The sequence below is a fragment of the Bacillus cereus group sp. BfR-BA-01347 genome, assembly GCF_022663835.1.
Taxonomy (GTDB): Bacteria; Bacillota; Bacilli; order Bacillales; family Bacillaceae_G; genus Bacillus_A; species Bacillus_A thuringiensis_K.
This window is the reverse complement of sequence record NZ_JAKUGG010000003.1, coordinates 126,259-138,414: the sequence shown is the minus strand read 5'-3', so window position 1 is coordinate 138,414 and position 12,156 is coordinate 126,259. Positions and strand designations below refer to the sequence as shown.

Genomic DNA, 12,156 nt, shown 5'->3' with positions numbered 1-12,156 from the left:
AGGCCCAATCTATCCGATTGGGCCTTTTTTATTTACTTATTAAAGTGTTGTAAAATTGCTTCTACAATACGCTCTGATGCACGACCATCACCGTAAGGGTTAGATGCTTTCGCCATCTTATCATGAGGTTCTTTATCTGATAACAATTCATCAGCAAGACCAAAGATTGTCTCTTCGTCTGTTCCTGCTAATTTCAGCGTACCTGCTTCAATACCTTCAGGGCGCTCTGTTGTATCACGAAGAACAAGAACTGGTACACCAAGTGATGGAGCTTCTTCTTGTACACCACCAGAATCCGTTAACATTAAGTATGAACGAGCTGCAACATTGTGGAAATCAATTACATCTAGCGGCTCAATTAAATGAATACGGTTATGTTCACCTAAAATTTCATTTGCTATTTCACGAACGACAGGGTTCATATGAACAGGGTATACAACTTGTACATCTTCATGCTTATCAACAAGACGCTTAATTGCACGGAACATGTTACGCATCGGTTCACCTAAGTTTTCACGACGATGAGCTGTCATAAGTACAAGACGATCATTTCCAAGTTTCTCTAGTACAGGATGACTATATGTTTCTTTTACAGTCGTTTGCAGCGCATCAATCGCTGTATTTCCTGTGATGAAAATACGTGATTCATCTTTATTTTCCTTCTGTAAGTTCGTTGCTGATTTTGCTGTCGGTGAGAAATGAAGATCCGCCATTACACCTGTTAATTGACGATTCATCTCTTCTGGGTATGGAGAATACTTATCCCACGTACGAAGGCCCGCCTCAACATGACCTACTGGAATTTGATTATAAAAAGCAGCTAAGCTTGCAATAAATGTTGTTGTTGTATCACCATGTACAAGTACAATATCCGGCTTCGCTTCTTTCATTACTTTATCCAAACCTTCTAAGCCACGCGTTGTAACATCAATTAAAGTTTGGCGATCTTTCATGATATTTAAATCGAAATCTGGCGTAATTCCAAAGATACTTAATACTTGGTCTAACATTTGGCGATGTTGTGCTGTTACAGTCACAATCGATTCAATTTTTTCTGGGTGTTTTTGCAACTCTAATACAAGAGGTGCCATTTTAATTGCTTCTGGACGTGTCCCGAAAATTGTCATTACTTTTAAACGTTCAGTCATGTGATTGCCTCTTTTCTTTCACTAATTACAGCTTCTATTATGACATATAAAAATAGGCATGAGTATATCCCTTTTTAACGTATAACAGAAACTTTTCTATTACAAATACTTTTTCTTCCCACCGAGTAATAATCTATCTTTTGTTTCTTAACATCTTCATCAGTATAACAATTTCTCCCATCAAATAAAATAGGCTCCCTCATAAGTTGTACGTACTTTTCTAACGGATAAGTTTGAATATCTTCCCATTCTGTTACGATAAAAACCGCACTCGCATCTCTAATCGATTCATCTATACAATTGCTATATTGTATAGCATCTCCAAATATATTTTTCACATATTGAATTGCTTTTGGGTCGTAAAGAACAATATCTGCACCTATATTAATTAATGCTTCTATTATAATAAGAGATGGTGCCTCTCTAATATCATCCGTATTTGGTTTAAAGGATGCGCCAAGAACTGCAATCCGCTTTTTATTCATGTTCATGACTTTTTTCGCTTTTTCAATCAATAGCAGTTGTTGCTTATTATTTACTTCAATAACCGCTTTTAACAAACGAAAATCATGAGCAACATTTCCCGCAATTTGCACCAGCGCTTTCGTATCTTTCGGAAAACACGATCCTCCGTATCCAATGCCCGCATTTAAAAAAGACGCACCAATTCTCTTATCCATTCCCATCCCTTTAGCAACATCCAGTACATTTGCGCCTACCTTCTCACATATATTTGAAATTTCATTCATGAAACTAATCTTTGTAGCTAAAAAGGCATTCGACGCGTATTTAATCATCTCTGCACTTTTAATATCTGTAACATACGTTTCTAAGCGTAATTCGCTATACAAACTCTCTACTCTTCTTGCTACTTCCTCACTATCTGCTCCAATTACAATACGATCTCCATGAAAGAAATCATAAATACCTGAACCTTCACGCAAAAACTCTGGATTCGATACGATATGTAATGTATATCTCCCCTTTAACTCCTCCTCAATCCATCCTTTCATTACATCATTTGTACCTACTGGAACTGTACTTTTCGTAACAACAATAATATCGTTCGTCGCATATACTCCAATATCATTACAAGCACTCTGAATATACGTTAAATCCGCCGTCCCATCTAATAAAGGTGGTGTTCCAACTGCAATAAATATAAACTCTACATCCTCAAACGCCTCTTCTTTATTTGATGTGAAAGTTAAAGCATTATTCTCATATGCATGATTTATTAATTCATGTAATCTAACCTCATAAATAGGTAAATCCCCTTGTTTTATCCGTTCAATTTTCTCATCATCTATATCAAAACATGTAACTGAATGCCCCAACTTTGCCAATCCTACTCCTGTAATCAATCCAACATATCCAGTACCTACTATCGTAATTTTCATTTCCTTTTCGCACAGGAATATACAATAGAAAAGATATGAAATATAGAATTCTCCCTGTGCTTCCCCCTCTCACATTAAAAATGAGAAAACTCTTTTCCTTTTTCATTATATGAATTACTTCCCTCATTCTTTTTAAAGTTTTTGTAAAATTAAATGCACTATAATATAAAGTGCAACTTAATCATTGGGAAGCCAGCTACCAGCTCACTCCAGATAAATTCCCACATTTTAACACGAGACTTACTCATTTCTACGTGTAACACTTATAATACTGAAATAAAAGTATTCACTATTGAAGAAAAAGAGGAAATGTCATATTCCAAAGTCCAGTACGATTAACCTTCTTATATGATTCAACATTCTATATACAATTGTCATATATTCTATCCGCTTCCATTAAGCGTAAAAAGAAAAAAAGATTGAATTCTAATCTTTTTGTGATACCATATGTTATGAGCCTGTAAATAAACATCATAATTTTCAGATAAATATATTTTCAAAAAAAAAAATTACGTTAGACTATAAAGGGTGGGGTATTAATGGACTCACAAGTGATTTATGCCATTTTGGCATCTTTCATCACTGTACTCGTCGTTACTCCTTTAGTTATTAAATTAGCTTTTAAAATAGGAGCGACAGATAAGCCAAACGCACGTAAAGTGCACCAAAAGATTATGCCTCGTCTTGGCGGGTTAGCAATCTTTATCGGTGTAGCTGTAGGATTTGTTGTTGGCGGCTTATATGAGCAAAGAATGTTATCGATAACGCTAGGTGCGATTATCATTGTAATCATCGGAATTTTAGATGATATGTACGAGTTATCTGCGAGAGTAAAATTCGGTGGACAACTGTTAGTTGCCATTATGATTGTAAAAAGTGGATTATTAGTGCAAGTATTATATATCCCATTCCTTGGGGATACTGAACTTGGATGGCTTGCTTATCCAATTACAGTATTTTGGCTTGTAGGTATTACGAATGCAATCAACTTAATTGACGGCTTAGATGGATTATCTGCGGGGATTTCATCTATCGTACTTGCAACGCTAGCATATATGGCCTTCACTAGTCCATGGGGTACTGGAACAGCTATTATATTGCCACTTGCATTAATTATATTAGCAAGTACAATTGGATTTTTATTCTACAACTTCCATCCAGCAAAAATTTTCATGGGAGATACAGGAGCACTATTTTTAGGATACTGTATTTCTGTTATATCGTTACTTGGATTATACAAAAGTGTAACGTTATTCAGTTTTATCGTTCCAATTATCATTTTAGGTGTACCTATATTTGATACGATATTTGCAATCATCCGTCGTATCGTAAATAAAAAACCTATTTCAGCACCAGATAAATCGCATTTACATCACCGCTTACTTGCAATGGGATTCTCTCATCGCAAAACGGTACTAATTATATACGCATTCGGTATTTTCTTTAGTGTAAATGCCATTATTTTCACTAGTGCAACATTATGGTTATCCATTATTCTTCTTTTCGCTTTGATTTTCTTCACAGAAATCATTGCTGAAATAATCGGGCTTGTACATGAACGCTACAAACCAATTATTTCCTTTTATAAAAAAGTGAAAAAACGCGAAGACTAATTGTAGTATAGCCTTTACCATTATGAAATATTCAAATAGCATCCTCTTTCTTATAAGAGGATGCTATTTTTTATTCCTTATTTTATATTTCCAAAATATAGATTGTTTGAGAGTTCCTCTATTGGAGAAAGATATACATAATAAGAAACGTATCAAGTTTTCTTTTTACATCTTGATTGTCAAACTGAGGGTGAATGTTATGATCAAGCGAGTATTGCAATGTATTATTTTATTTTTGACCATTACTATGTACGCATCATCTAATACTGAAGCAACAACTGTTATTCCTGCTGAATATCATCCAAATACTGAAACGACCTCTCCTACACAAAAAATTGCGTACTTAACATTTGATGACGGGCCAAACAAATATACTACACAAATTTTAAACATCTTAAAAGAAAAGAACGGAAAAGCAACTTTCTTTGTTATTGGCGGAAAAGTGCCACATTACACAAAAACGATGCAAAGATTAATTAAAGAAGGACATTATATCGGTCTCCACAGCATGTCACATGATGTAAAACGCCTTTACACTGGTGACCCTTCCACTTTAATTGCAGAAATGGAGCAAACACAAAGCATTGTCCAGCAAGTTACGAAATTAAATACACATCTCGTTCGCGTTCCATATGGTAGTATGCCTTACTTAAAAAAGAATTACCGTGACGCACTTGTATCGGCCCAGTATAAAATGTGGGATTGGACAATCGATACATACGACTGGAAAAGCTATGACAATCCTTCTGCCATACTCGAAAGAGTACGTAATCAAAGTGATGAACAAGTAGAAGTCATTTTAATGCATGATTCGAGTGTAACCGTACAAATACTGCCAAAAGTAATTGATTATTTACAGTCACAAGGATACAAACTTCTTCCCTATAATCCTTCTTCTCATCTCAAGGTAAATTTTTGGAAAGACACAAGATTGTAACAGCTTTAGTGCCTATGTGCTAAAGCTGTTTTATTTTTCTCTTCCCACCCTTCCCGTTTTTGTGTAAAATTTTAAATAGTGATGAAGTTTCGAGGTGAATAGAAATGAAACGAATAGATCTCATTTTTAACGCAATACAAAAAGGCAATTATACAGAAGGTGTAACCGCATCAGAACTCGCTACCTTTCTGCAACTAGATCGCGCCAATGTAAGTAGCGACTTAAACAAACTTGTAAAAGATAAACGTTTATTAAAAACAAATACGCGTCCCGTTCGTTTTTATATAGAAACGAACGCTTTGTTGGAAACGCATTCAAAAGAAGTGACTTCATTAGATACATTTGCAATTGAAAATACAAGCCTTAAAATCGCAATTGAAAAAGCGAAAGCTTCAATGCTCTATCCTCCAAACGGTATGCATACTTTACTGCTCGGAGAAACAGGAGTCGGAAAGTCTATGTTTGCTTCTTTAATGCACGAATATGCAATTGAAGTTGAACAACTTCCTAAAAATGCACCATTTATCGTCTTTAACTGCGCTGATTATGCAAATAATCCACAGCTACTACTTGGACAGTTATTTGGAATTAAAAAAGGAGCTTACACAGGTGCAAGTGATCAAAAAGGGTTAATTGAAAAAGCTCATGAAGGGATTCTCTTCTTAGATGAAGTACATCGCCTGCCTCCAGAAGGCCAAGAAATGCTTTTCACCTTTATTGACCGCGGAGTATATCGCCGCCTTGGAGAAACAGAAAACGAGCGTAAAGCACAAGTATTAATCATTACTGCAACAACAGAAGAACCAAATTCATTTTTATTAAAAACATTTACAAGACGTATACCGATGACTATCACGCTGCCACCACTTCGTGAGCGTACACATAAAGAGCGCTTTGCTTTACTACAACTATTTTTTACAAATGAAGCAATTCGTCTGCGAAAAGAAATTCACGTTAGTCCGAATGCAATGCGTGCTTTCGTCTTTTACAATTGTCCCAATAACATCGGTCAATTAAAAACGGATGTACAGATCGCCTGTGCGAAAGCCTATTCTGAATTCGTAACAAAGAAACGTGATTCTGTCTATGTTTCAAGTACAGACTTACCTTGGTATATGAAAGAGGGGCTGTTCATCGAAAGAAAGAGCCGTCACTTATACCAAATACCAAATGAAACATTTGTATTTACAGGTGATGAAGGTTGGAGTAATCATAAAACAGAAGATGAAAAACGCTCTTCTATTTACGATTATATTGATTATAAATACGAAGAACTTCAAGCACGCGGTATTGAAGAGGAAGAATTAGAATTACTAATAGAAAATGATGTTCAAAGCTTTTTCGTACAATATTTTAACCAAATATCAAAAAAAACAAGCCATGAAAATGTTTTTAAAATTGTGGATCGTAATATCGTTTCCGTATGTGAAAAAATAGCGGAACTTGCGGAAAAGCACTTATCTAAGACGTTTGATGAAAAAGTATTTCTCGCTTTAAGTTTACATGTACAGACAACTCTACAACGTTTACAAAGCGGCAAACAAATACATCACCCACAATTAAATCAAATTCGTACGAAATATAAAAAAGCCTTTTCCGTAGCTATGCAAGGCATTCAACTACTGGAAGAAGAGTTACAAATAACAATGCCTATTGATGAAGCTGGCTTTTTAACAATGTTCTTCGTTGTTGATCCAATTCCTGCCTCACAAACAGAAGTAAAAGTATTAATATTAGCACACGGTAATGGCATCGCAACTGAAATGGCAAACGTTGCAAACGAACTTCTCGGCATTGAGGAAGTAACCGGTATTGATATGCCGTTACATGAATCACCGAAAGATTTCTTGGAACGTGTGAAAGTATATATGAAAACACTACAAAATGTAAATGGGCTTCTCTTACTTGTCGATATGGGGTCACTTGCTTATATCGGTGACATATTAGAAACGGAGTTCAAAATTCCTGTACGTGTTCTCTCGATGACGAGCACACCACATGCACTGGAAGCAGCTCGAAAAGCTCAGCTCGGTTATTCATTAGATGCGCTATATGAAACAGTAAAAAATTTAACACCGTTTTACTTAAACGTACAAGAAGAAAAGAAAAAACCTCTCTCTCCAATGAAATCTGTTATTTTAACAGCTTGTTTAACTGGTGAAGGAAGTGCTTTAGCTATTCAAAAAATGTTAGAGAATTATTTACGATTTGATAAAGACTTAATTGAAATTATTCCGATTAGTATCGTCCATGAAAAAGATTTAACGAAAATGATCGAGAACATAAAAAAAGAGCGTAACATCATTTGTATTGTCACGAATTTCGATGTGCAAGTGCCATGCTTAACATATCATTTCCAAGACATCGTAAACTACACAGCAATTCAGCCCATTCAAGAATTAATTACGTATGAAGAAACATATGCAAAAATGGCGGATATTCTTGAACAACAAATGCAGCGTAACGATGGAGCATTACTTATCAAAACAATTCGTTACGCATTAAATACAATTCAAGAATTAATTTCCTTACAGCTAACTCCTGATAGCTTAATGGGTGTTATTCTGCATATGAGCTGTATGGTTGACCGTCTTCAAAAAGGAGAAAACCTTCTTCCTCACCCTGATAAAGAGAAAAGAAGACAAGATGAATACTGGATGTATATGAAAGTAAAAAAAGCATTGCAACCAATTGAAAATACATTTGAAATACAAATACCTGATGACGAAGTGTTTTACGTTATGGACTTCTTTATTAAAAATCAACCTTTTAAAAATTAATTGAGGCCGTTTTTAAAAATATCGACCGTAACATGAGTTATATCAGCGATTATTAAAATATATCGGCGCAACTCAGATTATATCAGCGATTCTCACAATATATCGGCGTAACTCAGATTATATCAACGGTTTTCACAATATATCGTTTTACCGACAATAATCGCTAAAACTAGCACCTTATATAATGAGAAAAGGCTGTTCCAACATATGGACAGCCTTTTCCTCTACTTCTTTACTTTTCTAACTCGCCCTCTTATTTCTCCCCTTTTTTGTGATTTCGTATGGACATTAACATATACATTTGCTTGAATAATTTCTTGAAGTAAATGTACAAATGATTTCCCTTGTAAAGGTCCCTCAAAATCCTCTACATTCACTACACCAGTAATACTTCCCTCGTTCAAGCTAATCCCTTGCTCCAGTGGACCATACAAATAGAAAACAACAGGACCAATTTGAGTAGACTTCCCTAAATGAATTTGACACGATGTAACCTTTTCTATATTTTTTAGTATTACTCTGTAATGCAATTTCGTTAAATCATCACTAAAAATAAACTCTGCTACCCCAAAAGCTTCTGTATTTACAGGAGGCACTTCCCTCTTACCTGTTAACCTGGCAAAGAAATGTGTTGTCATAAGGCATTCTCCTTATATAAATTTCCCAGCACTACTTCTACTACTTTATGGTTTAGACATAATCATTTATGACTTTTTCAATTTTAATTACAAAGAAAAGATTCACAAAATCTTTACATTAAAATCGTTCCTATAGATTGAACGTCTCTTGTATAATGCACATAGAAAAACATTATAGGAGGTTATTTTGAAAAAAAACAAACACACCTTTCACACATTATTAGAGATTTTTCTCGTCTCATTTAAATTAGGACTTACTTCATTCGGCGGTCCTGTCGCTCATCTCGGCTATTTCCACCACGAATACGTGCAAAAAAGAAAATGGATGAATGAACGAAGCTATGGAGATTTAGTAGCATTATGTCAATTCCTTCCTGGTCCTGCCAGCAGTCAAGTCGGTATGGGCGTTGGATTATTAAGGGGCGGGCTTTTAGGAGCTATTATTTCATGGATTGGATTCACTTTACCGTCTGTACTTATTTTGGTTTTCTTCGCCTCATTCCTTAATCAGTTCGATCTTGGAAGTGCTGGCTGGATTCATGGACTAAAACTTGTAGCAGTCGCTATTGTCGCTCATGCCATATGGGGAATGGCGCAAAAGTTAACTCCAGATCGCAACCGTGCAACAATTGCGATCGTAACTGCCGCAATCGCCTTATTATGGCCAAGTAGTTGGACACAAGTCATCCTCATTATAATATGTGGCTTTATCGGCTGGTTTTTATATCGCAACCAACCAATTAGCCAATCTCAAAATATAAAAGTACCTATTTCAAAAAAAATAGCAGTTTCTTGTCTCGTCTTATTCTTTGGACTATTACTACTGCTACCAATATTAAGACCGTTCTCTTATTACATCGCTTTATTTGACAGTTTCTATCGCTCTGGCGCACTTGTATTTGGAGGAGGACACGTCGTGCTGCCCCTTCTTGAAGGTGAGTTCGTACAAAACGGAATGATGACGAAAGAACAGTTCCTAGCTGGATACGGATTAACACAAGCAGTACCAGGACCACTATTTACATTCGCCTCTTATATAGGAGCAGTGTTAAACGGGACGCTTGGGGCAATACTCGCAACAATTGCGATTTTCCTCCCTGCTTTCTTACTCGTTATTGGTGTTTTACCATTTTGGAACAGTGTAAGAAAAATATCTTTCATACAAGGCGCACTACTTGGAGTCAATGCCGCTGTTGTCGGTATTTTAATTGCCGCTTTTTATGACCCTATTTGGACAAGCACAATTATGAACGCTGTAGATTTTGTTTTTGCGTCTCTTCTATTTTGCTTGCTCGCTTTTTGGAAAACACCACCTTGGGTTATCGTTATACTTGGAGCCTTTGGCGGATATGTTCTGTCCATTTTATAAATAGAAAAAACGACGGCTATACCATGCCGTCGTTTTTTCTATTAAAACTTTACAAGCTCTATTCCTTCTGGCAACTCACTCTCTGTTAAAATACGCAATTCCTTCACACGATCCATTACGTAAGAAGAACGCTTCACAAGCTCTGGATCAATATAAGCTGGATGAACCATAATTTCTACCGTTTGTTCACCTTGTACTCTTTCTTTTAACTTCACAAAGTAATCTTCCGTCACACCATCTGCGTAAAAGTCACTGTAAAACACATCAGAAAATGGATGCACCGCTCTATCTTCCTCACAACGACGAATTGGAACATTATATGTAGCCGCTAATCTCTCAAGAACATCGTGTAAGATCGGTAATCCGTGTACATGATGATGACTATCTAAATGAGTTGGTGTTAATCCGTAAGATAAAAACTTCTCAATTTGAGCAGTCCATTCTCTCTCAACTTCTTCTGGATTTATATTCCCTTCCCTTACAACACTTTGTTTATGAAACGACCCGTTTGCCCCTACGAGTGACGGTACATCCTTTAACAGTGGTTCCCCTGCTGTTAATACGAGATGTACGCCTACTCCGAGTAGGTTGTACTCTTTCGCTAAGCGTACCGCATGCTCTGTTCCTGGCATATTCATCATCATCGTCGTTGAATTTACAAGTCCATTTATATGTCCATCAATAATGCCATAATTTGTACCTTCTGTAAGACCGAAATCATCTGCATTTACAATTAACTTAATCATCATAATACCTCCTAATAAAGTGAAACTTTAATCAGTGGGGGGTTTTCTCCCCCCCACTGATTATTAGTTGAACCAATCGGACTTTTATGGGCAGTTGATCCCCCACCTAATTTCTTTGTTTTCGCTGAATTTTGAGGTAGTGGTCTTACTGCCCATTAAAGTGGGATAGAATAAAAAAAGCGGGCTAAATAGCGCCGCTTTATTTCTCTACCTTTTTAAAGAATTGCGGAAGATATTCTTTATGTGCTTCCAACATTTCATCTAAAATTTGTTTTGCAACTTTATCTGATGGTACAAGTGGATTAATTGTCATAGCAAGCAGCGCCTTATGATAATCCCCTGTAACAGCAGCTTCAATTGTTGTGCGCTCGAATGATTTAATTTGTTGTACTAAACCGCGAACTGGTACTGGAAGATCTCCAACTGCAATTGGTTTTGGGCCTTCTTTCGTAATAATACAGTTCACTTCAACAGCTGAATCATGTGGTAAGCTTGCAATTGTTCCGTTGTTTCGTGTATTAACAGGCTGGATATCACCTTTATTATTGTAAATAGACGTAATTAAGCTACATGCTGCATCACTATAATAAGCTCCGCCACGTTTTTCTAATTGTGGTGGTTTAATATCTAAGTTCGGGTCTTTATATAACTCGAATAAATCATTTTCTAATTGTTTTACTACTTCTGCACGTGTACCTTTTTCAATTGAAGCTTCTTTCTCTTCTTCTAACATTTCACGTGTTTTGTAGTAGTAACGATGGTATGGACATGGAATTGCACGAAGGCCACGAATAAAGTCTGGTTCCCAGTTAAGCGCTGCGATATTTTCCATCGTAATTTGCTTTTCTGGATCTGTCACAAGCTCTAACACACGATCCATTACACTTACGCCATCTAAGTATACATCTAGTCCGTATACCATATGATTTAAACCTGCGAAATCAACGTGAACACGACTCGCATCTACTTCAAGTAACTTTGCAAGACCCATACGGATTCCGATTGGAACGTTACATAGACCAACTACTCTTTGAATATTTGTATAACGAAGAACAGCTTCTGTTACCATACCAGCTGGGTTTGCAAAGTTAATTAACCATGCATTCGGACAAAGCTCCTCCATATCCTTACAAATATCTAAAATAACAGGAATCGTTCTCAGCGCTTTGAATAAACCACCAGGACCATTCGTTTCCTGACCGATTACATCATATTTTAATGGGATTGCTTCATCTTTTGCACGTGCTTCTAATAAACCAACACGAAGCTGCGTCGTTACGAAATCAGCATCCTTTAATGCCTCGCGGCGATCAAGCGTTAAATGTACCTCGATTGGTAAACCAGATTTTTTTACCATACGTTTCGCTAAGTTACCAACGATTTCTAACTTTTCTTTTCCTGCCTCAATATCTACTAACCAAATTTCACGAACAGGAAGCTCATCATAACGCTTAATAAATCCTTCAATTAACTCTGGTGTATAACTAGATCCACCGCCGATTGTAGCAATTTTAATTCCAGTCAT

The 12,156-nt window shown here is 36.3% G+C and carries 9 protein-coding genes; 4 read left to right on the top strand and 5 right to left on the bottom strand.

Annotation, left to right across the window (positions count from 1 at the left end; genetic code table 11):
- Nucleotides 1-32: 32 nt before the first annotated feature.
- Both wecB and MR143_RS06700 read right to left on the bottom strand, forming a co-directional pair.
- Nucleotides 33-1,148: a non-hydrolyzing UDP-N-acetylglucosamine 2-epimerase gene (gene wecB, locus MR143_RS06705; protein ID WP_242280649.1), complete on the bottom strand. Its 1,116-nt coding sequence runs from the start codon at nt 1,146-1,148 to the stop codon at nt 33-35.
- 74 nt (nt 1,149-1,222) lie between these two features.
- Nucleotides 1,223-2,548 carry a UDP-glucose dehydrogenase family protein gene (locus MR143_RS06700; RefSeq protein ID WP_000704924.1) on the bottom strand — a complete coding sequence of 442 codons (1,326 nt, stop codon included), beginning with the start codon at nt 2,546-2,548 and terminating at the stop codon, nt 1,223-1,225.
- 539 nt (nt 2,549-3,087) lie between these two features.
- Between MR143_RS06700 and MR143_RS06695 the strand changes: the two genes are divergently transcribed.
- The 3 genes from MR143_RS06695 (at nt 3,088) to MR143_RS06685 (ending at nt 7,878) form a co-directional block, all read left to right on the top strand.
- Nucleotides 3,088-4,161, top strand: coding sequence for a glycosyltransferase family 4 protein (locus tag MR143_RS06695; RefSeq protein ID WP_000378319.1), 1,074 nt, complete (start codon nt 3,088-3,090; stop codon nt 4,159-4,161).
- Nucleotides 4,162-4,360: 199 nt separating this feature from the next.
- Nucleotides 4,361-5,098, top strand: coding sequence for a polysaccharide deacetylase family protein (locus MR143_RS06690; protein ID WP_000597185.1), 738 nt, complete (start codon nt 4,361-4,363; stop codon nt 5,096-5,098).
- Between the two features lie 104 nt (nt 5,099-5,202).
- Nucleotides 5,203-7,878: a sigma-54-dependent transcriptional regulator gene (locus MR143_RS06685; protein ID WP_000820960.1), complete on the top strand. Its 2,676-nt coding sequence runs from the start codon at nt 5,203-5,205 to the stop codon at nt 7,876-7,878.
- Nucleotides 7,879-8,102: 224 nt separating this feature from the next.
- Here MR143_RS06685 and exsM read toward each other — a convergent pair whose 3' ends face one another.
- Nucleotides 8,103-8,516, bottom strand: a complete 414-nt coding sequence (gene exsM, locus MR143_RS06680) for an exosporium regulatory protein ExsM (RefSeq protein WP_000207045.1) — start codon at nt 8,514-8,516, stop codon at nt 8,103-8,105.
- 187 nt (nt 8,517-8,703) lie between these two features.
- On the opposite strand from exsM, the gene MR143_RS06675 reads away from it, so the two are divergent.
- The gene (locus tag MR143_RS06675) at nt 8,704-9,885 is read left to right on the top strand and encodes a chromate transporter (protein ID WP_061884758.1); all 1,182 of its coding nucleotides are present in this window, start codon (nt 8,704-8,706) and stop codon (nt 9,883-9,885) included.
- Nucleotides 9,886-9,926: 41 nt separating this feature from the next.
- Here MR143_RS06675 and chbG read toward each other — a convergent pair whose 3' ends face one another.
- Together chbG and celF are read right to left on the bottom strand one after the other, a co-directional pair.
- Complete coding sequence (gene chbG / locus MR143_RS06670; RefSeq protein WP_046946620.1) at nt 9,927-10,631, bottom strand: chitin disaccharide deacetylase; 705 nt, start codon at nt 10,629-10,631, stop codon at nt 9,927-9,929.
- A gap of 199 nt (nt 10,632-10,830) precedes the next feature.
- On the bottom strand, nt 10,831-12,156 hold the full coding sequence (gene celF, locus MR143_RS06665; protein WP_000145747.1) for a 6-phospho-beta-glucosidase: 1,326 nt from the start codon (nt 12,154-12,156) through the stop codon (nt 10,831-10,833).